The sequence below is a fragment of the Bacillus sp. 01N45 genome, assembly GCF_056399205.1.
This window is the reverse complement of the sequence record NZ_JBFTQW010000004.1, coordinates 375,429-397,181: the sequence shown is the minus strand read 5'-3', so window position 1 is coordinate 397,181 and position 21,753 is coordinate 375,429. Positions and strand designations below refer to the sequence as shown.

The 21,753-nt window shown below is 36.0% G+C and carries 24 protein-coding genes and 1 pseudogene; 16 read left to right on the top strand and 9 right to left on the bottom strand.

The features are described from left to right. Positions 1-26: 26 nt before the first annotated feature. Together AC1DMU_RS12485 and AC1DMU_RS12480 are read left to right on the top strand one after the other, a co-directional pair. Positions 27-1,490: an acyl-CoA synthetase gene (locus AC1DMU_RS12485; protein ID WP_088064195.1), complete on the top strand. Its 1,464-nt coding sequence runs from the start codon at positions 27-29 to the stop codon at positions 1,488-1,490. Continuing rightward, positions 1,483-2,574, top strand: a complete 1,092-nt coding sequence (locus tag AC1DMU_RS12480) for an acetyl-CoA C-acyltransferase (RefSeq protein WP_088064194.1) — start codon at positions 1,483-1,485, stop codon at positions 2,572-2,574. Before AC1DMU_RS12485 ends, AC1DMU_RS12480 begins: the two co-directional genes overlap by 8 nt. A gap of 7 nt (positions 2,575-2,581) precedes the next feature. Here the strand turns inward: AC1DMU_RS12480 and AC1DMU_RS12475 are convergent, their stop codons facing one another. Further along, positions 2,582-3,163: a DUF6434 domain-containing protein gene (locus AC1DMU_RS12475; RefSeq protein ID WP_088064193.1), complete on the bottom strand. Its 582-nt coding sequence runs from the start codon at positions 3,161-3,163 to the stop codon at positions 2,582-2,584. Between the two features lie 104 nt (positions 3,164-3,267). Between AC1DMU_RS12475 and AC1DMU_RS12470 the strand changes: the two genes are divergently transcribed. After that, on the top strand, positions 3,268-3,711 hold the full coding sequence (locus AC1DMU_RS12470; RefSeq protein ID WP_088064192.1) for an NUDIX hydrolase: 444 nt from the start codon (positions 3,268-3,270) through the stop codon (positions 3,709-3,711). Positions 3,712-3,755: 44 nt separating this feature from the next. Here AC1DMU_RS12470 and AC1DMU_RS12465 read toward each other — a convergent pair whose 3' ends face one another. After that, positions 3,756-4,958 carry an alanyl-tRNA editing protein gene (locus tag AC1DMU_RS12465; protein WP_179196850.1) on the bottom strand — a complete coding sequence of 401 codons (1,203 nt, stop codon included), beginning with the start codon at positions 4,956-4,958 and terminating at the stop codon, positions 3,756-3,758. A 134-nt stretch (positions 4,959-5,092) separates the two neighbouring features. Here AC1DMU_RS12465 and AC1DMU_RS12460 point away from each other — a divergent pair, with 134 nt between their 5' ends. Together AC1DMU_RS12460 and AC1DMU_RS12455 are read left to right on the top strand one after the other, a co-directional pair. Next, positions 5,093-5,500 (top strand): hypothetical protein, encoded by a 408-nt coding sequence (locus AC1DMU_RS12460; RefSeq protein ID WP_000965140.1) that lies wholly within the window; start codon positions 5,093-5,095, stop codon positions 5,498-5,500. Positions 5,501-5,566: 66 nt separating this feature from the next. Then, complete coding sequence (locus tag AC1DMU_RS12455) at positions 5,567-6,805, top strand: MDR family MFS transporter (protein ID WP_060487392.1); 1,239 nt, start codon at positions 5,567-5,569, stop codon at positions 6,803-6,805. Positions 6,806-6,897: 92 nt separating this feature from the next. Here AC1DMU_RS12455 and AC1DMU_RS12450 read toward each other — a convergent pair whose 3' ends face one another. Both AC1DMU_RS12450 and AC1DMU_RS12445 read right to left on the bottom strand, forming a co-directional pair. Further along, entirely contained in the window at positions 6,898-7,284 is a 387-nt protein-coding gene (locus tag AC1DMU_RS12450; protein ID WP_048544065.1) for an Hsp20/alpha crystallin family protein, read from the bottom strand. 124 nt (positions 7,285-7,408) lie between these two features. Beyond that, complete coding sequence (locus AC1DMU_RS12445; RefSeq protein WP_000517650.1) at positions 7,409-7,531, bottom strand: small acid-soluble spore protein P; 123 nt, start codon at positions 7,529-7,531, stop codon at positions 7,409-7,411. A gap of 121 nt (positions 7,532-7,652) precedes the next feature. Between AC1DMU_RS12445 and AC1DMU_RS12440 the strand changes: the two genes are divergently transcribed. Both AC1DMU_RS12440 and pdaB read left to right on the top strand, forming a co-directional pair. Further along, complete coding sequence (locus tag AC1DMU_RS12440) at positions 7,653-7,916, top strand: hypothetical protein (protein WP_001146295.1); 264 nt, start codon at positions 7,653-7,655, stop codon at positions 7,914-7,916. 46 nt (positions 7,917-7,962) lie between these two features. Next, positions 7,963-8,688 (top strand): polysaccharide deacetylase family sporulation protein PdaB, encoded by a 726-nt coding sequence (gene pdaB / locus AC1DMU_RS12435; RefSeq protein WP_097889942.1) that lies wholly within the window; start codon positions 7,963-7,965, stop codon positions 8,686-8,688. Between the two features lie 40 nt (positions 8,689-8,728). On the opposite strand, the gene sspO is transcribed toward pdaB, so the two are convergent. Continuing rightward, complete coding sequence (sspO, locus tag AC1DMU_RS12430; RefSeq protein WP_000518053.1) at positions 8,729-8,878, bottom strand: acid-soluble spore protein SspO; 150 nt, start codon at positions 8,876-8,878, stop codon at positions 8,729-8,731. Positions 8,879-9,169: 291 nt separating this feature from the next. On the opposite strand from sspO, the gene acnA reads away from it, so the two are divergent. Both acnA and AC1DMU_RS12420 read left to right on the top strand, forming a co-directional pair. Continuing rightward, positions 9,170-11,893 carry an aconitate hydratase AcnA gene (acnA, locus tag AC1DMU_RS12425; RefSeq protein WP_048544062.1) on the top strand — a complete coding sequence of 908 codons (2,724 nt, stop codon included), beginning with the start codon at positions 9,170-9,172 and terminating at the stop codon, positions 11,891-11,893. 116 nt (positions 11,894-12,009) lie between these two features. Further along, positions 12,010-13,659 (top strand): annotated as a pseudogene (locus tag AC1DMU_RS12420) (ABC transporter ATP-binding protein). 23 nt (positions 13,660-13,682) lie between these two features. On the opposite strand, the gene AC1DMU_RS12415 reads toward AC1DMU_RS12420, so the two are convergent. Beyond that, positions 13,683-13,940: a hypothetical protein gene (locus tag AC1DMU_RS12415; RefSeq protein WP_088064190.1), complete on the bottom strand. Its 258-nt coding sequence runs from the start codon at positions 13,938-13,940 to the stop codon at positions 13,683-13,685. 251 nt (positions 13,941-14,191) lie between these two features. Between AC1DMU_RS12415 and AC1DMU_RS12410 the strand changes: the two genes are divergently transcribed. The 4 genes from AC1DMU_RS12410 to sspN all read left to right on the top strand — a co-directional run bounded on the left by AC1DMU_RS12410 (position 14,192) and on the right by sspN (position 16,293). After that, positions 14,192-14,767 (top strand): TlpA family protein disulfide reductase, encoded by a 576-nt coding sequence (locus AC1DMU_RS12410; RefSeq protein ID WP_000269060.1) that lies wholly within the window; start codon positions 14,192-14,194, stop codon positions 14,765-14,767. A 115-nt stretch (positions 14,768-14,882) separates the two neighbouring features. Beyond that, a complete protein-coding gene (locus tag AC1DMU_RS12405; RefSeq protein WP_088064189.1) occupies positions 14,883-15,830 on the top strand; it encodes a 3'-5' exonuclease in 948 nt (315 codons plus the stop codon). Positions 15,831-15,971: 141 nt separating this feature from the next. Further along, entirely contained in the window at positions 15,972-16,115 is a 144-nt protein-coding gene (locus AC1DMU_RS12400; protein WP_001254698.1) for an FbpB family small basic protein, read from the top strand. Positions 16,116-16,158: 43 nt separating this feature from the next. Continuing rightward, positions 16,159-16,293: an acid-soluble spore protein SspN gene (gene sspN, locus AC1DMU_RS12395; RefSeq protein ID WP_000527987.1), complete on the top strand. Its 135-nt coding sequence runs from the start codon at positions 16,159-16,161 to the stop codon at positions 16,291-16,293. Positions 16,294-16,361: 68 nt separating this feature from the next. Here the strand turns inward: sspN and AC1DMU_RS12390 are convergent, their stop codons facing one another. After that, positions 16,362-17,654, bottom strand: coding sequence for a glycoside hydrolase family 18 protein (locus tag AC1DMU_RS12390; protein ID WP_046954571.1), 1,293 nt, complete (start codon positions 17,652-17,654; stop codon positions 16,362-16,364). Between the two features lie 109 nt (positions 17,655-17,763). Between AC1DMU_RS12390 and AC1DMU_RS12385 the strand changes: the two genes are divergently transcribed. Then, complete coding sequence (locus tag AC1DMU_RS12385) at positions 17,764-18,183, top strand: acyl-CoA thioesterase (RefSeq protein ID WP_000495804.1); 420 nt, start codon at positions 17,764-17,766, stop codon at positions 18,181-18,183. A gap of 26 nt (positions 18,184-18,209) precedes the next feature. Here AC1DMU_RS12385 and AC1DMU_RS12380 read toward each other — a convergent pair whose 3' ends face one another. Then, a complete protein-coding gene (locus AC1DMU_RS12380; protein ID WP_088064188.1) occupies positions 18,210-18,500 on the bottom strand; it encodes a HesB/YadR/YfhF family protein in 291 nt (96 codons plus the stop codon). 108 nt (positions 18,501-18,608) lie between these two features. After that, entirely contained in the window at positions 18,609-19,205 is a 597-nt protein-coding gene (gene plsY, locus AC1DMU_RS12375; RefSeq protein WP_000237189.1) for a glycerol-3-phosphate 1-O-acyltransferase PlsY, read from the bottom strand. A 225-nt stretch (positions 19,206-19,430) separates the two neighbouring features. Here plsY and AC1DMU_RS12370 point away from each other — a divergent pair, with 225 nt between their 5' ends. Both AC1DMU_RS12370 and nrdG read left to right on the top strand, forming a co-directional pair. Next, entirely contained in the window at positions 19,431-21,287 is a 1,857-nt protein-coding gene (locus AC1DMU_RS12370) for an anaerobic ribonucleoside triphosphate reductase (RefSeq protein ID WP_087982126.1), read from the top strand. Further along, on the top strand, positions 21,284-21,736 hold the full coding sequence (gene nrdG, locus AC1DMU_RS12365) for an anaerobic ribonucleoside-triphosphate reductase activating protein (RefSeq protein WP_000867068.1): 453 nt from the start codon (positions 21,284-21,286) through the stop codon (positions 21,734-21,736). The genes AC1DMU_RS12370 and nrdG overlap by 4 nt, the downstream gene beginning before the upstream one ends. Positions 21,737-21,753 lie beyond the last annotated feature (17 nt).

The following is a 21,753-nucleotide window of genomic DNA, read 5'->3' as shown; positions in this document are numbered from 1 at the left end:
TATTTTGTAAAGAAAGGACGTCTCAAATGGGGATTACAAAAGAATATAAAAAGTATGCCTCTTTACAAACAAATAAAATAGCAATAAAGGAAAATGATCGAGTATTAACATTTAAAGAATGGTTTGAGTCAGTGTGTAAAGTAGCAAACTGGTTGAATGAAAAAGAATCGCAGAATAAAACAATAGCAATTGTATTAGAAAATAGTATGGAGTTTTTACAACTATTTGCTGGTGCTGCTATGGCCGGATGGGTTTGTGTGCCGTTAGATATAAAGTGGAAACAGGATGAGCTCAAAGAAAGAATTGCGATCAGTAATCCGGCTATGATTGTGACAGAGCGATATAAGGTAAAGGATTTACCGGATGAAGAAGGAAGAGTAATTGAAATTGATGAGTGGAAAAGAATGATAGAGAACTCTCTGCCTGCATATGCCCCTGTAAAAGATGTACAACATGCTCCGTTTTATATGGGATTTACATCAGGATCGACTGGGAAGGCAAAAGCATTTTTACGTGCACAACAATCGTGGGTTCATAGTTTTGATTGCAATATACATGACTTTCATATGAAAAAAGAAGATTCTATTTTAATAGCTGGGACGCTCGTTCATTCTCTTTTTTTATACGGCGCAATAAGTGCATTATATGTAGGGCAAACGGTGCATATTATGAGAAAGTTTATTCCAGATCAAGTACTGGAAAAGTTAGAAACAGAAAATATTTCGGTCATGTATACAGTTCCGACAATGCTAGAATCTTTATATAAAGAAAATAGAGTAATAGAAAATGGGGTGAAAATTATTTCGTCAGGAGCGAAATGGGAAGCTGAAGCGAAAGAAAAAATAAAGAGTATATTTCCTTATGCGCAAAAATATGAATTTTACGGTGCATCGGAACTAAGTTTTGTAACAGCACTTGTTGATGAAGAGAGCGATAGAAGGCCAAATTCAGTAGGAAAACCTTGTCACAATGTTCAAGTTCGAATATGTAACGAAGCAGGAGAAGGAGTACAGAAAGGCGAGATAGGAACTGTTTATGTGAAAAGTGATCAGTTTTTTATGGGCTACATATTGGATAAGGTTTTAGTTCCAGAGTTGACTACGGATGGCTGGATGACAGTGCGAGATGTAGGTTATGAAGATGAAGAAGGCTTTATATACATAGTGGGTAGAGAGAAGAACATGATTTTATTTGGAGGAATTAATATTTTTCCAGAAGAAATAGAAAGTGTATTACATGAACACCCAGCTGTTGATGAAATAGTTGTAATTGGTGTGAAAGATAGTTACTGGGGTGAAAAACCTGTCGCCATTGTAAAAGGAAGTGCTACGAGGCAACAATTAAAAAGTTTTTGCTTACAACGATTATCCTCGTTTAAAATACCGAAAGAATGGCATTTTGTAGATGAAATACCGTATACAGATAGTGGGAAAATCGCTCGTATTGCAGCAAAAAATATGATTGAAAACCGGGAGAAGATATATGAATAGAGCGGTTATTGTAGAAGCGAAAAGGACACCTATTGGTAAGAAAAATGGGATGTTGAAAGATTATGAAGTTCAGCAATTAGTAACGCCGCTTCTTACGTTTTTAAGTAAAGGGATTGAGAGAGAAATAGACGATGTCATATTAGGGAATATTGTGGGGCCGGGAGGGAATGTTGCAAGATTATCTGCTTTAGCGGCAGGACTTGGTTATCATATTCCTGGTGTAACGATTGATCGGCAATGTGGTGCCGGATTGGAAGCGATTCGCACCGCATGTCATTTCATTCAAGGCGGCGCAGGTAATTGTTATATTGCAGGAGGAGTAGAGAGTACAAGTACATCAACTTTTCAAAATAGAGCACGATTTTCACCAGAAACAATTGGTGATCCTAATATGGGAGTGGCGGCTGAATATGTTGCAGAGCGTTATAATGTAACGAGAGAAATGCAAGACGAGTATGCTTGCCTTAGTTATAAACGGACACTGCAAGCATTAGAAAATGGATATTTACAAGATGAAATACTTTCTTTTAATGGACCTTTAGATGAGGCTATAAAACGAGAAATGAATTATGAAAGAATGATTAAAAGAACTAAGCCCGCATTTTTACAAAATGGTACAGTAACGGCAGGTAATTCGTGCGGTGTAAATGACGGAGCATGTGCTGTTCTTGTAATGGAAGAGGGGCAAGCCCGAAAACTAGGATACAAGCCTGTTCTTCGTTTCGTCCGCAGTGCTGTAGTTGGAGTGGATCCAAATCTTCCGGGGACTGGTCCGATATTTGCGGTGAACAAATTATTAAACGAAATGAATATGAAAGTAGAGGACATTGATTATTTTGAAATAAATGAAGCATTTGCTTCAAAGGTTGTTGCTTGTGCAAAGGAGTTACAAATTCCTTTCGAAAAATTAAATGTAAATGGTGGTGCAATTGCGCTCGGTCATCCGTACGGTGCATCTGGAGCTATGCTTGTGACACGTTTGTTTTATCAAGCGAAAAGAGAGCATATGAAGTATGGAATTGCGACGTTAGGAATTGGTGGTGGAATAGGGTTAGCGCTATTATTTGAAAAAGTAGAAGACTAGAAAAGAACTAGTTTTCTACTTTTTGAGGAACATAAGCATTGCTACCAGGTTGTGCTTTTATTTCATTCCAAGCAGCGATAGCATCAGCTTTTGATTTCCCTTTGTTATTTGGATCTTCGAAAAAGTCGCGAGTGAAACGATTGTATTCAAACTGCGCGCTAATAGTTGTTTTGTATGTAGGATCTTTTTTTCGTTCGTTTTCTTCATACCAAAACGTTAGCGCGTCTTCATATATTTTTCCGACATTCTCTTTAAAAAACTTTTGAAGAGCTACTGTAAAGCGGAAGTTTGCTCCGATTTTTTCTTTGAAAAAAGCACGAACTTCTTCGCTGCAGCGGTGATTGTTAGTAATAATCGTTAGAAGAGAAAGTTCTTTATAAGAGAGGGAAGCTTTACTCACCTTTTGACGAGAGTTGTTTTTTAATATTTTACCAGTATGTAAATAATGTGAGATACGCTCGGTTATTTCAATCTTAGAGCCACTAGGTGGCAAACCATGCTCACGACAAAATGTTTGGAGTTCTGCTTTTAACCAATAAAAGTTTTGGAAATCTTCAAGTGATATAGACTTTGTTAAAGGTGGACGCATAGATGTAACAACTTCTTTCTTCCATAATTTTCTTTAATTATAAAACGTATGTTCTTTTTGTGGAAGGATTAATTTGTAAATATAACGGGAAGAGGAGATTACATATGGAAAGTGTAATGCAAGTTCGTGTTACGGGAATTTTAATTGAAGATGAAAAAGTATTGCTAGTAAAGCAAAAAGTTGCTAATCGCAATTGGTCTTTACCTGGGGGAAGGGTAGAGAATGGTGAAACGTTAGAAGAAGCGATGATTCGAGAAATGAGAGAAGAAACAGGATTAGAAGTTAAAATTAAGAAGCTACTCTATGTTTGTGATAAACCAGATGCTAGTCCATCTTTATTACATATTACGTTTCTGCTTGAAAGGATTGAAGGTGAAATTACGCTACCTTCTAATGAGTTTGATCATAATCCAATTCAAGATGTGCAAATGGTACCGATTAAAGATTTAAGTCAATATGGTTTTTCGGAAACTTTTATAACTCTTATAAGTGAAGGTTTTGCAAGTGCAGGGAGTTATCAAGGCTTGAAACAAAATATAGGCTTGTAAATATAGTTGAAGGATAGCAGTTAGCTATCCTTCATAAACATGTTTTACACTTCTGACTGTAAAGAAGAAACAAGTTGATTTAAAAATTCGTCCCCGGTCATAACCGCTTTTCCGCCGCCGCGAGCACTCTTTTTATTTCCGCCACCTTTTCCTTCAATTGTAGGAAGTGCCTCTTTTAAAAGAGCATTCATATCGAGCGTGACTGTTTTTCCGCAAGCAAGGATACATTGTAATTTGTCTTCATTTTCAATAACGAAATATGTAATGGCATGCTCTTGTTGTTCTGTAATAATGGCAGAAAGTTTTGCGATTTCTTGCATAGAGCGATTTGTAAATACTTTAGAAATAAGTATGCCAGCATGTATTTCCGTAGGCTGTTGAAGTAGTTCATTTGCCTCTACAAATAATAATTTTTCATTCATTGTTTGTATTGCTTTTTCGTTTTCTTTTTGAGAAGTAAGCAGTTGTGCTACTTTTGCTGGAATATCACTCTCGCTACTGTTTAATTGTTTAGAAACATCCTTCATAATTTGTTGCTGTTGCCCCATAAGTTGTAGTGTGCGCCAGCCAGCTATAAACGTTAATCGTATGCCGCCTTTATTGCGCTCCCATCCTAGTACTTGAATAGGACCTACTTCACCTGTACGTTTCGGATGCGTTCCGCCACAGCCGTTGTAGTCGAAGTTTTCAATTATAACAACACGTATATTTTCTGTTATAGTCGGTTCTTTACGAAGAGGTAACGTTTTCGCTTCTTCTAAATTCATCCACAGGGTACGGATTGGATGGTTTTCAAAAACAATTTTGTTTGCAATTTTTATCGCCTTTTCAACTATTTCTGCATGAAGATTTTCTGTTTCTAAATCAATTGTTACCGTTTCTTTACCAAGGTGGAATCCAATCGTAGGTATGTTAAAATGGTCCCAAAAAGCAGCAGATAAAATGTGTTGAGCCGCATGTTGCTGCATATGATCAAAACGGCGCTCCCAATTGATTTTACCTTCTACTTCTTCTGTATGTAATTTTTCTACAATGAAGTGACGAATTTCTCCATGTATCTCTTCTACATTGATTACATCGATATCATTTAATGTGCCAGTATCATGCGGTTGTCCGCCACCTGTCGGATAAAATGCTGTTTCATTTAAAACAACGTATAAGTTACCGTCTTTATCATAATCTTGCTTTATGACTTTCGTAGTAAAGTCTTTTTTATAAGCGTCAGTGTAATATAATTTTTGCTCCAATTTTCTTTCCCCTTTCGTGTTCACTAGTTTCATTGTAAAGCAATCGAAATTAGTTTCCTAATATTTCAGAAGAAAGAAACTATTTTTAGAATTTTCTTGCTATAATAAGAAGAAAATGCGGGGGTGGAATGAATATGTTATATGAAAACGGCGTAGATAAACTGCTTAGTTTAAGCAAAAATATTTCTGAATTGTATCGAGAATTAAATGAAATGACCCGGATTTTAACGGATTGTAATCGAGAAAGTGTGAAGTTTGATCGGTTATATGTAAAAGAGGTACTGTGGAAGAAAGAAGATGTAATAGAGAAATATGATCAGCTGCTTGTGCAACTTTGTATAAATGAATGCTTTGATTTAAAAAGTGTCATTACAGGGGAGTATAAGTATACATATGAAGAAGTAGAAAATATCGTTTTACAATTTAATGAGAAGTATAATGTTGCAATTTTAATTAAAGATGTTTGTAAAGAATTACAGTTTACATATGGCATAGATATGGATATAACGAGAACAGCTCGGGTATCAACAGCTCAAGTATAAAAAGGGAAAAGAAAGCAGATCCTTTGCTTTCTTTTTTTTGTAAGAACAGGGAGAGTAGGTTTAACGATGAAAGGGAAGTTACAAAATATTCATCCGTTAGGAATGACAATTATAATAGGGACTTTATTTGCGAGGTTCGCCACGTCAATGAGTATTCCTTTTTTAGCAATTTATTTAACGACTGTTAAAGGTGTATCAGCTGGAATGACGGGTGCTATTATCGGAACGAGTGCACTTGTTGGAGTGTTTGCTAGTTTTATTGGAGGGAATTTATCGGATCGATTCGGCCGAAACATGATTATAATATGGTCCATGATCGTTTGGGTGTTTGTATTTATAGGTTTTTCATTTGCAAATCATGTTTTAAGTTTCTTTTTATTAAATGCTTTGAATGGATTATGTCGGTCTTTTTTTGAGCCGACGTCAAGAGCATTATTATCAGATTTAACGAAACCAGAGTATCGTTTACTCGTATATAATTTGCGTTACGGTGCAATAAATGTTGGAGTAGCGATTGGCCCACTTGTCGGATTACAGATTGGAAGTGCAAAATCTACAATTCCTTTTTTAGTAGCAGCTGGAGTATATATTCTATATACAGCTATATTAGCATTCCAATTTAAGAAGTATCCAATTGAAAAAAAGAAAGTAAATACAGAAAAGCCTGTCACAATGTTAAATGCAGTTCGTATATTGCGAAAGGATGTCGTATTTTTAGTTGCTTTAGTCGGTATTATTTTGAGTAATTGTGGCTTTTCACACTTAACGACAACAGTATCTCAATATTTTGCGAATTCACATATATTTCAGGATGGAGTGACATTGTTTTCGTATATGTTAGCTTTAAATGCGATTGTTGTAGTCGTAATTCAATACCCTGTTATTCAAATATGTAAAAAGTATACACCGTTAACATCAATTATGGTTGGAACTTTATTTGTGAGCGGAGGGTTGTTTGGATTTGGAATAGCAGAATCTATGCTAGGTGCTGCTATTTGTACAATTATTTTTACAGTTGGAGAAGTTTTAATGTTTTCCATGACGGATGTATTTATTGATGATATAGCTGTTTCACATTTAAAAGGAACATATTTTGGAGCAATGGGATTTTCAGGGATTGGAGCAGTAATTGGTCCATGGTTTGGAGGAGTGCTTCTCGATTACTACGGGTATCARAATGGGTTTGTAGTATTTTCAGCACTAGCTATATTTTCAACTGTAGCATTTCCTGTACTTGTAGTTACAAAAGGTTTATTGAAAAAAAGATATGATAGAAATTGTAATTTAGAATTAGATGCGAAATAAAATAAGCCCCAGCAGATGACTGGGGCTTATTTTTGTATTTATCCCGCTATTTGCGGGCAGTAAGAACCCATTGATTAAAGCTTTACTTTATTTTAATTCTCAATTTGAAAAAGAACTTTTTCTTCATGTTTATTAGCAACTTCATTTTTGGAAATATGAATGGCTAAATATCCATTCTCTAAGCAGGCTAGCATCTTTTTATAAATAATAGTAGCGGGTAAAGGGATGATCCGCTGCAAAGAAATATTTTTATGAAGTATGCAAATATTTAGGCCTGTCTCCATCTTTTTAATAACTACATTTTGTTCGGATACATTTGGTACATCTGTTTCCAAAATGTATTCTTGTTCAGTTTCACAAAGGTCAATATGAATTTGATTTGGGAAACTAAAGTTACTACAAGAATCAGAACAAAATTGATCCATCCATTCTTCGAAACCATCAACATGAAAAAGACAATCCTTCTTTTTCTTGCCCATGTAAGACACCCTCCGTAAAATCTCAATTCATACTATGTTATGCATGAATGAAGTAGGGGTGAAGAATAAATGGAAAAATATAAACATTGTATGTGGCAAAGGTAGCTAGTGTGAGCCTTTTGTTTTACATATCATGATGTGCATGATTTTTTTGGCGTGAATGGTTACGGTTTTTTACTTTATGAGATCCGCTTAATGGTTCAGGTTGTCCCTTTTTTTCTTTCGCTTCACGATTGTTTTTTCCCATTGTATGTGACACCTCCTCTTTCTCTTTAGAATGAGAGAAGTTTGCAAATTTATACGAGAATGTTTTTAGAAAAAAAGGTAAAGATAAATGGGACTAACTATTATGGAAAGGGGATTATATAATGCCATATCATAAAGATAAACAACAAGCTTTTCAAGCAGCGCAGCAAGGAGTTACACAAGCAGAAAACGCATTTAATAACATTGTAAAAAATGATCCAAACTACGGTCATGATTTAAAAGAGTTACGCCAAGAGGTTCAGGAAGCGTATGAACAAATTCAAAATGCGTTAGAGGTAGCTTCAGAAACACAACGCCCACAACTTGAGCAATACGAAAATAATCTCCAAAACATTATGCGAAATGTAGATCAATTAGAAAAGTAAATGAGATTGTTGTGTATTCGACAACCTTATTACTTTGACGAACGTTATGCTAAAACAGAAGATTTTTCTATTCGTTTTTTGTTTATTATGCGCAGTACATATATTTCAAGTTGAAAAAGTGGAAGCGAAAATGTTGCTCAGAAAAGAGCTAGAACCAACTGGCTATGTAACGTGGGAAGTACCTAATAATGAAAAGATTATTGCCATTACATTTGATGATGGCCCAGATCCAACTTATACACCGCAAGTTTTACATTTATTACGTCAATATAAAGCAGAAGCAACATTTTTTATGATTGGATTTCGAGTTCAGCGTAATCCATATTTAGTGAAACAAGTGTTAAAAGAGGGACATGAAATTGGAAATCATACGATGAATCATTTATATGCGAGTAATTCATCGGATGAAAAATTAGAAAATGATATTTTAGATGGAAAGAAATTTTTCGAAAAATGGGTGAAAGAACCTTTACTATTCCGTCCACCTGGCGGATATATTAACGATGCTGTATTTAAAACAGCGAAAGAAGCAGGTTATCAAACTGTTCTATGGTCGTGGCATCAAGACCCGCGTGATTGGGCAAATCCAGGGGTTGAATCCATTGTAAATCATGTAGTAAAAAATGCTAAAAGTGGAGATATCGTATTGTTACATGATGGAGGAAATGATCGTAGTCAAACAGTAGCAGCATTAGCAAAAATTTTACCTGAGCTGAAAAAACAAGGATATCGATTTGTAACGGTTTCAGAATTACTACGTTATAAACATTAGAAAAAATCCCAAAAGGAAATGGACCTTTTGGGATTTTTCGTTACTGGTTCTTTTTACGTTTTTTATTATTTTGTCGCTCTGCTGGAGTTAAAGGCTCGTTTGCAAATTCTTCATTATAACCAGCACCTTGTCCTTGTGCAGATGCCGCATTCATTCCTGAAATAGTATGATTTGCTTTTCTTTTACCCATTTTATTTCACCTCTATAACTTTTTTTGTATGTTGAATGATGAGCAGTTCATAGTATGTATGAACTGTAAGTAAAGTACTAATAGAGCACTTTACTTTATGGTAATAGTATTCATAAGGAGCGTGAACACTATTCAAATTTAGAAACATAAAGAAAACTTATGATAATCTATAAGTTTCTTATTATTTACTTATTTAGAAAGTTGTAATAAGATATTATCGTAAGGTATTGAAAAGTTTGTCTACATTTTATATTCAGACAACTTAGTCACGTTTAACAGGGGGGAAACATAATGGTCAAACATAATCCATTTCAATCACGTGCAACTTTTGAATTAGATGGAAAAACGTATCATTATTATGATTTGAAAGCGCTTGAAAACGCAGGGGTTGGCAACGTATCTCAATTACCATATTCCGTGAAAGTTTTACTTGAATCAGTACTTCGTCAAGTAGACGGACGTGTAATTACAGAAGAGCATGTTACAAATTTAGCGAAATGGGGAACGAAAGATGTGCAAGATATCGATGTTCCATTTAAACCATCTCGTGTAATTTTACAAGATTTCACTGGTGTACCAGCTGTTGTAGATTTGGCTTCGCTTCGTAAAGCAATGGCAGATATGGGCGGGGATCCTGATAAAATTAATCCAGAAATTACTGTAGACCTTGTAATTGACCACTCTGTACAGGTTGATAGAGCGGGTACGGCAGACGCGCTTGCATTCAACATGGACTTAGAGTTTAAACGTAATGAAGAACGTTATAAATTTTTAAGCTGGGCACAAAAATCATTTGATAACTATCGCGCAGTGCCACCAGCTACAGGTATTGTACACCAAGTAAACCTTGAATATTTAGCACCAGTTGTTCATGCTGTGAAAAATGCTGAAGGTGACTTAGTTGCATACCCAGATTCATTAGTTGGAACAGACTCACATACAACAATGATTAACGGTATCGGCGTTCTTGGATGGGGCGTTGGTGGTATAGAAGCGGAAGCAGGAATGCTTGGACAGCCTTCATACTTCCCAGTACCTGAAGTAATCGGTGTGAAATTAACTGGTACACTCCCAAGTGGTACTACAGCAACTGACGTTGCATTAAAAGTAACACAAGTATTACGTCAAAAAGGTGTAGTTGGTAAATTCGTTGAGTTCTTCGGTAATGGACTAAAGAGCATGCCTTTAGCTGACCGTGCAACAATTTCAAACATGGCACCAGAATACGGTGCAACTTGTGGATTCTTCCCAATTGACGATATTTCATTAGAATACTTACGTTTAACAGGTAGAGATGAAGAGCAAATTCGCATTGTTGAAGAATACTGTAAAGCAAATGGTTTATTCTATACAGCAGACAGCAAAGATCCAATTTACACTGATCTTGTTGAAATTGATTTAAATACAATCGAATCTAACCTTTCTGGACCGAAACGCCCACAAGATTTAATTCCACTTTCAGATATGAAAGATGCGTTCCATAAAGCTGTTGTAGCACCAGTTGGAACACAAGGACTTGGATTTAATGAGCAAGAGTTCGATAAAGAAGTGAAGGTTACATTAGAAGATAAAGAAGTAACGATGAAAACAGGTGCAATTGCAATCGCTGCAATTACAAGCTGTACAAATACATCAAACCCATACGTATTAATTGGGGCAGGTCTAGTTGCGAAGAAAGCAATTGAAAAAGGGCTTGTAGTACCTGAGTACGTAAAAACATCATTAGCACCAGGATCTAAAGTTGTTACTGAATACTTAGATAAATCAGGTTTAACAACATATTTAGATCAATTAGGTTTCCAAACAGTTGGTTACGGTTGTACGACTTGTATCGGTAACTCTGGTCCGTTAGCAGAGGAATTAGAAGAAGCAATCGCAGCAAACGATTTATTAGTAACATCTGTTTTATCTGGTAACCGTAACTTTGAAGGTCGTATTCATCCACTTGTAAAAGCAAACTACTTAGCATCACCACCACTTGTTGTGGCATATGCACTTGCAGGTACTGTTGATATTGACCTGAAAAATGATGCAATCGGTAAAGATGCAAATGGCAATGCTGTTTACTTCAACGACATTTGGCCATCAGCTAAAGAAATTGAAGATGTAGTTCAAAACGTTGTTACATCTGAACTGTTCAAGAAAGAATATGCACAAGTATTTAACAGCAATGAGCGCTGGAATGAAATCCAAACTTCAAATGAAGCTTTATATACTTGGGATAATGATTCAACTTATATTCAAAACCCACCGTTCTTTGAAGGATTATCTAAAGAGCCAGGTGAAGTTGAAACGTTATCAGATTTACGCATAGTTGGTAAATTTGGAGACTCTGTAACGACAGACCATATTTCACCAGCAGGTTCAATTGGTAAGCATACACCAGCAGGACGCTACTTATTAGAAAACGGCGTACAACCTGTTGACTTTAACTCTTACGGTTCTCGTCGTGGTAACCACGAAGTTATGATGCGTGGTACATTCGCGAACATCCGTATTAAAAACCAAATCGCACCAGGAACAGAAGGTGGATACACAACATATTGGCCAACTGGTGAAGTAACATCAATCTATGATGCTGCTATGAAATATAAAGAAGATGGCACAGGCCTTCTAGTTATTGCTGGTAAAGATTACGGTATGGGAAGTTCTCGTGACTGGGCTGCGAAAGGTACAAACTTATTAGGTATTAAAGCGGTAATCGCAGAAAGCTTCGAACGTATTCACCGTAGTAACTTAGTATTAATGGGTGTATTACCACTTCAATTTAAAGATGGCGAAAGCGCTGAAACGTTAGGTCTTGTTGGTAACGAGTCATTTGAAATTCAAATTGACAAAACAGTTAGACCACGCGATCTTGTAAAAGTAGTTGCAACTGATGCAGATGGCAACGAAAAACAATTTGAAGTAGTAGCTCGTTTCGATAGTGAAGTAGAAATTGACTACTACCGTCACGGTGGTATTCTGCAAATGGTTCTTCGTGAGAAAATTGAAGAGTCTAAAGTGTCGAACTAAATAATTGAAATGAACGATAAGGAAGCTAACAACTGTTAGCTTCCTTATTTTATGGAAAGGGATGAAACCATTTGGTTTCATCCCTTTCTTTTTACTATAATAATGGAGGGAACATCATGAAAGAATATAAAAGAATATTGTTACCGTTACAGAAAGAAAAATTATTAGTAATAGCAGCTGTATGTAGTGGATGCTTTGCTGCTATTTTAAATTTATCTCGTCCACTATTCATGGGATTAATTGTAGATAACCTTATTCAACGAGAGTTAAAGGAGGTGTATCTTTACATTACTTTGTTTGCAGCTAGCCGCTTGTTGATGTGGGTGAACAATCTTTCATTTGATTATGTAAGTTCAAAAGCGAGTCAGCGAATATTACGAGAGAAGCGTATAGATGTATTGCGTCATTTCTTCTCATTACCGTTTGAAGAGAGTGAGAAGATTAAGGGAGGAGAGTTAGAGACATTAGTTGTGTCTGATATTCCGAACTGGGTCAGATTATATGGATCTATATTAATAGAATATATACACGCTATTGCCCAATTTATTGGCGCAATCATAGCACTACAACATATAGATATAAAGTTCATATTGTGGGTAGCTCCGTTTTTATTTTTAAGTGCAACGGTTCCGATGTTGATGGGGAAAAAGGTAAGAAATATCGCCAGCATTGCTCAAAGAAATCAATCAAGTGTTGTAGAGATGGTGTAACAGTTTGTAAAAGGAGCACAAGATTTACGTAGTTTGCAAAAAGAAAAATGGGCCATTCGCTTATTTAAGGGAGTAACGGCACAATCTTATAAAACAGAAGTAAAGAAGACGATGATGCAACATTGCATTGGAGTAGTTGGAACCGTGATTGAAACAGGGGCATATATCGTTGTTCTCATTATAGGCGCGCAGAAAATAATGAAGGGGGAAATGGAAGTTGGTTCAATTGTTGCCGTGTTAGCCACAATTGAAATGCTCTTTTTTCCAGTCCGCTACGTTGGCGATTTATTAATGATGACACAAGTTGCAGTCGCTTCGGCAAATAGAGTTTTTTCCTTTTTAGATAAACGAGTGGCAAATAGTAAGGTAGAAAGAGCGATGGGGATGACGGTAACAAATGTTTCATTTCAGGAGAGTAATGAAGAGAAATGCAGAATTCATAATATTGATTTGCAAATTAATCCTGGTGAACTCGTTATGATTGTAGGAGAAAGTGGTGCAGGAAAGACGACACTTTTAAAATTAATGATAGGGTTGTATAAACCATCTAACGGTAACATTGTTTATTATGGTAATGAGGCTCGTATGACGACAGTGTGGCAAGAACCTCGTTTCTTTCGGACGACAGTAAAAGAGAATATGTATTTCGGTGAAGAGTATATAGAACACCAGTTAGAAAAAAATATTGAACTTGTAAATGGAACATCCATTATTAGGGACTTGCCTGAAGGGATTCAAACTGTACTACATAAAAGTGGTGAAGAGTTTTCGGGAGGAGAAAGGAAACGTCTTGCATTATTACGCGCTATTGGTTCAAATCCGAATCTTATTATTTTAGATGAACCGACTGCGGGATTAGATCCGGGCAATCAAGAAACTGTTTGGAATATGATAGAAGGATTAGGAAGAGGGGTCACGAGAATTGTGGCAACACATGATGTAGAGAAAGCGATACTAGCAGATCGTGTTGTTATAATGAGAGAAGGAAGTATTGTTGCATGTGGAAGTCCTGAAAAATTAATAAATAGTCATTCGTTTTTACAGAGATATGAATAAAGATAAGAGCACTGCTCTTATCTTTATTCAGCATCATTTATTTGATACTGGATAGATTCGGAGTGATTCAGATCAACGTTAAAAGTAGCAGTCATAAGGAAAGTTGCAATTCCGAGAATTAAGAAAAGGACGAATGAGACTAGAGAGACGTAGAGACAAATACGCCCTACTTTCTTTTTTTCAAGATCTTTACTAAAGAGTGAAATGATCCATGTAATAATGCCGATTGGGTATAAAAGAAAACTAAGAATATATAATGTTGTTTTTTCGAATGAATTCATAAACAATCCCCCTTTTGTTGAAGGTTATATAACTACGAGAGTAAATAGGTAAGTGGGTCAATAAGAAGATAAAACACCTCATCTGTTTTTCTAATTATATGATAAAAAGGAAAAAACTTCACTTTAAATAAGAATATTCTAATTATTTTGACTGTGAATATTTCCAAGCTTGTCCGTATAAGCTAAAATAAGGTATATAGTATTTGGGTAATTAGGTTAATAAGAAGATAAATACGTTAGGGTGATATAAAATGTGGCGGAAGCTTACGATTATTGTAGTGTTACTTTGTTTAGCGGGATATGCAGCTTATGAACAGTTTGGTAAAAAAGACCAGGCGGTACAAGGGGAGCAAGAAAAAAGTGAAGCTGCTATGAAAGAGATGATTGCAAGTAATGGTATCGAAATAGGGAAGAGTGCGCCAAACTTTGAATTAACGAAGTTAGATGGAACGAATGTAAAGTTATCAGATTTGAAAGGAAAGAAAGTGATTTTAAACTTTTGGGCAACGTGGTGTGGACCTTGCCAGCAAGAAATGCCGGATATGGAGGCTTTCTATAAAGAACATAAAGAAAATGTAGAAATTTTAGCAATAAATTATACGCCTTCAGAAAAGGGCGGGGGAGTAGAAAAGGTAAGCAATTTTGCAAAAGAAAAAGGAATTACTTTTCCTATTTTATTGGACAAGAACATTGATGTGACAACAGCGTATAAAGTAATTACGATTCCAACTTCGTATTTTATAGATACGAAAGGTGTCATTCAAGATAAGTTTATTGGACCGATGACGCAAAAAGAGATGGAGAAACGGATTGCTAAATTAAAATAATGGTGAAAAGGTAGGGGTGGAAAGTTACCATTTCTGCCTTTTCTTTTTCACGTAGTGATAGCAGCATGTTATGATAAAAGAAATATAAACGTTTAGAGGTAAAGGAGTGTTTGGAGTGGGGAATATATCCTTACCGTTAGATTATGTTGTAATTGATTTTGAAACAACAGGATTTAACCCTTATAATGATAAAATTATTCAAGTAGCAGCAGTGAAATATCGTAATCATGAACTAGTAGATCAATTTGTTTCCTATGTGAATCCAGAGCGTTCAATTCCGGACCGAATAACGAGTTTAACAGGTATTACAAATTATCGTGTTTCAGATGCACCGACGATTGAAGAAGTATTACCTTTATTTTTAGCATTTTTACATACAAATGTTATTGTCGCTCATAATGCATCTTTTGATATGCGTTTTTTTAAAAGTAATGTAAATATGCTTGGGCTGCCTGAACCTCAAAATAAAGTGATTGATACTGTGTTTTTAGCGAAGAAATATATGAAGCACGCACCTAATCATAAACTTGAAACGTTAAAGCGAATGCTTGGCATTCGTTTAAGTTCTCATAATGCATTTGATGATTGTATTACTTGTGCAGCTGTTTATCAAAAATGTGCATCTATTGAAGAAGAAACAAACAGGAAATCGAATACAGAAGTACTTGATGAAACAGTAGTATATGAAGCAGTAAAAAAGATACTTGTACGAAATAAACGTGATATCGAATGGATTCGTTGTATGAATGTAGGAAGCTATTTAGATATAAAAGCTTTTTATCCAGTTATGAGAGTAAAAGTAAAAGGGCGAAAGAAATACGTATTAACAGAGATATTAGAAGATGATGTGAAAGAAATATGTACGAGTTTAAATTGTGAACCCGCGTTAAAAAGTGAAGTTGGTAATACGAGAATTATGCTTAATAGCTTAGAGGATGTCCTGAAATTAGAAAGTTATATTTTAGGACAGTATGATTTCGTACTGCAAGCGCTAAGTGAGTATAAACAAAGTGAAATGAATGCAGATGAAAAGCTAAAAGAATATTTAAATATAATGGTATAAAAAACTCCGTGTACAAGAAGTTGTGCACGGAGTTTTTTTAGGAGTACTAAAACATAAAATTTTCTTACAAATCTGATTAAAGAGTTTTTCATTTGCTCATACTATGTATAGTAAGAATGCGAAGGAGAGAGGGTGAACAGCATGAGAAGAAGTCGCCGTAAATCATTTGACGAACTTGTGAAAGAAAATAAACAACAATTATTAAGTGATCGTGATGCAATCGATCGCATTGAAGAGCGTATTGAAAAACGTTATGAAATGCAACTTTTTAAGCAAGCTGAATAATTCTTAACACTAGTACGATACTAGTGTTAAGGAGGCGATAGTAATGGGTAATCCGAAAAAGAATTCAAAAGACTTTGCACCGAATCATATTGGAACACAATCAAAAAAAGCTGGTGGCAATAAAGGAAAGCAAATGCAAGACCAAACAGGCAAACAACCGATTGTTGATAACGGTTAAAAAAGGGAGAATGTTGTCATTCTTCTTTTTGTGACGGATTTTTAATAGTCAAAAAGGGCTGACTTATGTCAGCCCTTTTTCGTAATCGTAAAATTTTCAACGAGTAAACGCCAATTTTGCGGGAATGGTAAGCCAATCTTCCAGTAACTAATACCGCCTATACCTTGTTCTTTCATTAAATTGAATTTGCTTTGAACAGACCGTGAATCTTCAAACCAAACTTCGTGTTGAACACCATTTTCATCAAAATAATTAAAATGAGGAGCTTGAGCTGTGAAATCATAGCGGATGGGGACATTGTATTTACGAGCTAGTGCGACAGCTGCGACAGAGCTAATTGCTTTTGCAGGCGGATTGCCTTGTTTGAACGGAAGTTTCCAATCGAATCCGTATAAGTTTTGCCCCATCATAATTTTTTGGGGAGGCATTTGAGATTTTGCATATTGAAGTACTTCTTTTACAGGACCGATAGGAGAAATAGCCATCGGTGGCCCGCCTTGCCAACCCCAGTCATATGTCATAATGACGACGAAATCAACAATTTGCCCTTGTGCTTTATAATCGTGAGCTTCGAAAAATTTTCCCTTTTGATTTGAACTTGTTTTCGGTACAAGCGTTGTACTCAATGTGTATCCGTTAGGTAAGCGTGTTTTTACATTTCGTAAAAAACGATTATACGCTTCGCGATCTTCAGGTGCTACACTCTCGAAATCAAAATGAATGTCTCGCATACCGTACTTCTCAGCTGTTTGTAAAATGTTAGTAATAAATTTGTTTTGAATCGATGCATCGCGTAAAATAACCGATGTCAGATCGGCACTGAAATTTCCATTTTCAATATTTGTAATAACGAGCATCGGGATGGTTTTGCCTTGCGTTGCAATATTAGCGATTTTAGCTGTTTCAGTTGGTTCTTTTAACGTACCATCTCTTTTTGCCTCGAAACTGAAGTAAGCCAAATATGTTAAAAATGGATTAATGGCACGCGTAGCGTTAACCAAACTTTCTTTTATTGGTATTGTTGAAGGTTGTAAATAAGCGATGGATTCTACTGCGCGTTTTGTCCCTTTTGGTATATATAATTGCTGTCCAACATGGAGAATGGATTTTAAAGATAAGTTATTAACCTTAGCTAAACTAGCGAGAGGTACGTTATATGTTTGAGAGATTCGATATAGGCTATCGCCAGGCTGTACATAATAATTATTCCCTTTCGTATTAACGATCAGTGCCTGACCTACAACGAGTGTTTCAGCTGGATTTAGTCCATTGTCCTTTACTATTTCGTCAGGTGTTGATCCGTACTTTGATGCCAAGCTATATACGCTATCACCGCTACGAACAGTTACAATTTGAATCATAAGCTTGCTCCTTTCAGTAAAAGATTCACTGTTTTTATTTTATTTTTGATGTCACTGTATTATGATTAAATGTATGCAAGGTAGCAGAAGTGAAAGAAGGCGAATACATATGTTTGTAGCAGAACATGAAGTTGAAATCCGTTATGCGGAAACAGATCAAATGGGTGTTGTTTACCATTCAAACTATTTGGTGTGGCTTGAACTAGGTCGCACGAAACTTATACAAGATTTAGGATTTTCATATGTTGAAATGGAGAAAGAGGGAATTATTTCTCCTGTGTTAGATTTGCAAATTTCATATCGTAAAGCGATGCGTTACGGAGAAAAAGCAATTGTGAAAACGTGGATTGATACTGTTAGTCCGCTTCGCGTTGTATATGGTTATGAAATATATAACGGTGAAGGTGAACTTTGTATTACTGCAAGTACGACGAATATTTGCGCGAAAAAAGAAGGGTTCAGGCCTGTATCATTTAAAAAGTTATATCCAGAGTGGTATGCGAAATATGAGGAAATTAAGAAAAAATAAAAAAGCGTGGCAGAAGCCACGCTTTTTTATTTTTCATAATTAAATTGCGGGAAATCGTCACCGTCGTTAAATGTAACAGCTAAATTATGTCCATCGAAGAACCACTCATCATCGCCTTCAATAAAGAAGTTAATACCTTCTTCTTGAGTTTGAACAGCAGGATGTGCAGGATCATCTTTACGAATACCTAAAGAAAGTCCTTTTTGCACAGTACTGCAACCGCCGTATTGTACGAAAAGGCGTAGTTTTTCACCCGATTGTAAGTTTAATTCGTTTTTATACCATTGTGCTGCTTCTTTTGTTACGGAAAGATTCATGTATAGTTCCTCCAAATTATGTTGCTTTTTCTTTAGTATAAAAAATAACGCAAAAAGACGCTATTAATATGCTTCACGTTTTCTTTTTGCGTTATGTGGGTTACGATCTTATTTTTGCTTTTTTGAAAAGTTTGCTTTCGGTTCAGTTTTATTTATAATTCGTCCGATATTTGCACGGTGTTTATAAATAACCATACCTGCTAATAAACACATCGCAATAATGAAGATTTTATCCCCGCTAACAATGGATGCAATAACAGCAACGACGGCTGTTACCATAGAAGAAAGTGATACGTATCTTGTTGTAAATAAAAGGCTGAAAAAGACAACAGCTAATATTGCAAAAACAACTGGAGAGTAGCATAATAGCACGCCAGCAGAAGTTGCAACAGCTTTACCACCACGGAATTTCGCGAAAATCGGATACACATGTCCAAGAACAGCTGCTAATCCGAACCATAGTGGGTGAACATCTAAACCGAAAATAATCGGTAGACTTGTTGCTAATGTACCTTTTAAAATGTCAGCAATTGTAACGATAAAACCTGCTTTTTTCCCTAGTGTGCGGAATGTATTTGTTCCGCCTAGATTACCGCTTCCGTGCTCACGAATATCGATTCCGTAGCCGATTTTTCCAACGACTAGTGCGAATGGAATCGAGCCAAGTAAGTAGGCAACGATAAATAAAAGATATGTAATAACCATAAGTTCAGTCTCCTTTATTCAAATGTGTTGATAAAGGGTAAAAAGAGTTTTTCCCGTATATTGTACCATACATTTGTAAAGAGCACATTTCTTTTTTGTAAATGAAAAATTCATTATTTCGTGAAAAAAATTTCACAGGAATGTTACATTTCTCACAGAAACACCAAGACTATATGTAGTAACATTTTAATCAAAAGACAACAACATATTGGTGGAGGGTTATAAATGTTACAACGAAATGTACGTGGAGAAGAATTAATGAGAGTGTTTGAGACGATTGTCCACGGTAGTGAGCAAGATTTAATGCAAGAAAATGCAAATGTAGATGGTCGCTCTCCAATGGGAGTAATGGGAACGTTCGCATCAGAGAGTGCGAAATATTATGCAGTTGAAAATTTATTGTCAGATCAAGTGAAAAAAGCGATAAATCAAAATATATTATATCCACATGACTTAGATTTTTATGCGACAGGAACGACGACTTGTTCGCAAATTCCGTTAGCGCAAATGCTTGCGGACGGTTTTCATACCGGACATGGGCATATGAGACAACCGCAGGATATTAAAAGTGCATTGGCTCTTTCGTCTATTATTTTTCAGGCGAATCAAAATATGCAGCACGGTGGTCAATCATTTGCACTCTTTGATATTGATTTAGCTCCATATGTGAGAAAAACAGTAGCGAGACATAAGAAACGATTACAGTCATATCCGCTTACGAAAGAACAAATAGAAGAATTTGCATGGAAAGAAACAGAAAATGATACGTATCAGGCGTGTGAAGCTTTCGTTCATAATTCAAATAGTATGCACAGTAGGGGCGGGGGACAAGTACCGTTTATTTCTATTAATTATGGAACAGACACATCAAAAGAGGGACGGTTATTAGTTAGACAACTTTTAAAAGCGACACAAGCTGGTCTTGGTAAAGGAGAAACACCAATTTTTCCGATTCAAATTTTTAAAATGAAAAAAGGTGTGAACTTTGAAGAATGTGATCCGAACTATGATTTATTTGAATTAGCGTTAGAGACAACGGCTGAACGATTATTCCCTAACTTTTCATTTTTAGATGCGCCATTTAATGCAGTGCATTATGACGGACGACCGGAAAGTGAAGTATGTTATATGGGATGTCGTACCCGTGTCATGTCTAACATACATGGAGAAGAAACAGCGATTGGAAGAGGCAATTTATCATTTACGTCTATCAACTTAGTGAAATTAGCGTTAATTAGTGGTTCAAAAGAAGCATTTTTTGAAGCGTTAAATTATTACTTAGATTTAGGGATTAAGCAATTATTAGAGAGATTTGAGTATCAATGTACGAAGCGAGCAAGAGATTTTCGATTTTTATATTCACAAGGTGTATGGCGCGGTGGAGAGAAGTTACAGCCTGAAGATTCTGTAGCATCCATTTTAAAGCAAGGGACGTTAAGTCTTGGTTTTATCGGTCTTGCGGAGTGTTTAGTAGCTTTAACAGGAAAGCATCATGGAGAAGATGAAGAATCATGGAAACTCGGATATGAAATCATTTCCTTTATGAGAGATAGAATGGATAAAGCAACGGAAGAACATGAACTGAATTTCTCAGTAATTGCAACTCCTGCAGAAGGGTTATCAGGGAAGTTTGTGAAAAAAGATAGAGAAGAATTTGGTGTGATTAGCGGTATAACGAACCATAATTATTATACGAATTCATTCCATATCCCAGTTTACTATAGCATTCAAGCGATAAATAAAATTCGTTTAGAAGGACCTTTCCATGCTCTATGTAACGGGGGACATATTACGTATATTGAGCTAGACGGAGCAGCTATGCATAACAAACAGGCGTTAAAACAAATTGTACGAGCGATGGCAAATCATGGCGTTGGATACGGTTCAATTAATCATCCTGTTGACCGTTGTAAGTGCTGCAGTTATCACGGAGTTATTGGAAATGAATGCCCAAGTTGCGGAAATGAAGACGAAGCTAATATAGAAAGAATTCGCCGTATAACAGGTTATCTTGTAGGAGATATGTCGAAGTGGAATAGTGCGAAACGTAGTGAAGAGATGGATCGGGTGAAGCATAAATGAAAGTGATGAACATCATTCATGATAGTGTAGTAGATGGGGAAGGGTTGCGGACAGTCGTGTTTTTTGCGGGCTGTCCGCATCGTTGTTTCGGTTGCCATAATCCAAAATCGTGGAATATTTGTAATGGAACTGAAATGACAGTAGAAGAAATTGTGAACGAGATTGCAAGTAATTCATTAACTGATGTAACATTTTCAGGTGGAGATCCATTCTTCCAAGCTGCTGAAGTGAAAAAAGTAGCAAAAGCTGTGAAAGACTTGAAAAAAAATCTATGGATGTATACAGGTTATACGTTAGAAGAGATACAGAGTTCTCAAAATAATGATATGATAGAGTTGTTACATTATGGGGATGTTTTAGTCGATGGAAGGTTTGAAATCGAGAAAAAAGATTTAACACTTCCATTTCGCGGAAGCTCCAATCAACGTATTATTCGATTGAAAGAGTAAAAAGGCGGGATAGATTA